The organism is Reyranella sp., from assembly GCF_004297405.1.
Classification (GTDB): Bacteria; Pseudomonadota; Alphaproteobacteria; order Reyranellales; family Reyranellaceae; genus Reyranella.
In genome coordinates this window covers 1-1,711 of sequence record NZ_SCVC01000024.1, presented here as the reverse complement: position 1 = coordinate 1,711, position 1,711 = coordinate 1, and the positions used below count along the sequence as shown (strand labels likewise).

At 62.0% G+C, this 1,711-nt stretch carries 3 protein-coding genes; 2 read left to right on the top strand and 1 reads right to left on the bottom strand.

What is annotated here, in order from left to right; translation table 11 throughout:
- A partial coding sequence (locus tag EPO50_RS16615; RefSeq protein ID WP_296345995.1) for a TorF family putative porin occupies positions 1-620 on the bottom strand: 620 nt, incomplete at its 3' end.
- 179 nt (positions 621-799) lie between these two features.
- On the opposite strand from EPO50_RS16615, the gene EPO50_RS16610 reads away from it, so the two are divergent.
- Complete coding sequence (locus EPO50_RS16610; RefSeq protein WP_296345993.1) at positions 800-1,138, top strand: P-II family nitrogen regulator; 339 nt, start codon at positions 800-802, stop codon at positions 1,136-1,138.
- 55 nt (positions 1,139-1,193) lie between these two features.
- A partial coding sequence (locus EPO50_RS16605; RefSeq protein ID WP_367268045.1) for an ammonium transporter occupies positions 1,194-1,711 on the top strand: 518 nt, incomplete at its 3' end.

Genomic DNA, 1,711 nt, shown 5'->3' with positions numbered 1-1,711 from the left:
TACTGGTTGCCGACGTTGCCGAAGACCTTGAAGGCGATGTTCTCGTTGACGCGCAGGAAGGGCAGGGGAACGGTGATCTGTCCCCATTTGTACCAGGCGTTGCCGGAGTTGGCGAAGAAGTTGGGGCTGTAGCGGATGGCGGCCTGGAGCTGGGCGACGCCGAAATCGTATCCGGCGACGAGGCCGAACTCGTTGAAGTCGAAGTAGAGGTTTTCGGGGGCGCCGAGATAGTTGTAGCGGATGTAGCCGAGATCGAAGGTGAGCTTGTCGTCGAGGGCTTTGAGGCGCAGCCCGGCATTGAGGTCGATTTCGACGGAGGCGCCGGTGCCGGGGAAGTTGACGTTGGACCCCCAGGCGCTGACGTAGGCGGACAGCGGGACCTTCTCGGAGACCGGAGCGGTCTCGTATCCGAAGGCGGCCTGGACGGCGACCTGTCGCTGGGTCTGCGAGATGCCGCGATAGGAATACTCGTTGAGGACGGCGATGCCTGCGGTGAAGGTTCCGCCGAACGGGCCCTTCCAGACTTCCTTCTCGGGCGGGGCAGGCGCCGTCGGCGCCGCCGGATCCGGCGTCCCTTGAGCATAGACATTGGCTGATGCGCAGATTGTGAACAGTGCCATGCCCACGGTAGAAATCTTTTTAAGCAACACGACCACCCCTAAAAGCTGAACGATTCATTACGGGCCGTGTCTCGCAAACACTGTGCCATGCCCGGCCGGGGCTGTGGGTGAAGTTGGCACGACCCTTGCTCTTCACGTGTCGAACTTTGGGGCGAACTCCCCGTGGAGGGCAGACACAGATGAAAATGGTCATGGCAATCTTCAAGCCGTTCAAACTGGACGAGGTGCGCGATGCGCTGACATCGCTCGGCATCCAGGGCCTGACGGTCAGCGAAGTGAAGGGTTTCGGCCGGCAGAAGGGCCAGACCGAAATCTATCGCGGCGCCGAATACGCCGTGAGCTTCCTGCCCAAGGTCAAGATCGAGGTCGTGATCGACGACGCCATGGTCGAGCGTGCTGTCGAGACGATCTGCAAAGCAGCCGGCACCGGCAAGATCGGCGACGGCAAGGTGTTCGTCCTGCCGGTCGAGCAGGCCGTCCGTATCCGCACCGGTGAGTCCGGCGCTGAAGCGCTGTGATCCGCACGCCGACACCAGCAACTCGAATCCAACGTAAGAAGCCTAGGGGATAAAGATGAAGTTCAAGACCAACTCAGTGCTTGCCGGTCTGGGGGCGACGGCTGCGCTCCTCTTGCCGGCGCTGGCACTGGCGGCCGACGAGAAGCCGAAGCTCGATACCGGCGACACCGCATGGATGCTCACCTCGACGGCGCTCGTCCTGATGATGACCATCCCCGGCCTGGCGCTGTTCTACGGCGGCATGGTGCGCAAGAAGAACGTGCTGTCGACTGTGATGCAGAGCTTCGCCATCACCTGTCTGATCTCGGTGCTCTGGCTGATCATTGGCTACAGCCTCGCTTTCACGCCGGGCAGCACGATCGTCGGCGGCTTGAGCCGCGTCTTCATGGCCGGCCTGACGCTGGACAGCGTTCACGACCTTGCCAAGACGATTCCTGAGACGGTCTTCCTCACCTTCCAGCTCACCTTCGCCATCATCACGCCGGCCCTGATCGCCGGCGCCTTCGCCGAGCGCATGAAGTTCTCGGCGATGATGTGGTTCATGGCGCTGTGGTCGCTGATCGTCTATGCGCC

Coding starts and splice junctions, on each gene's coding strand:
- EPO50_RS16610 (WP_296345993.1), top strand. CDS start 800: ATGAAAATGGTCATGGCAATCTTCAAGCCGTTCAAACTGGACGAGGTG.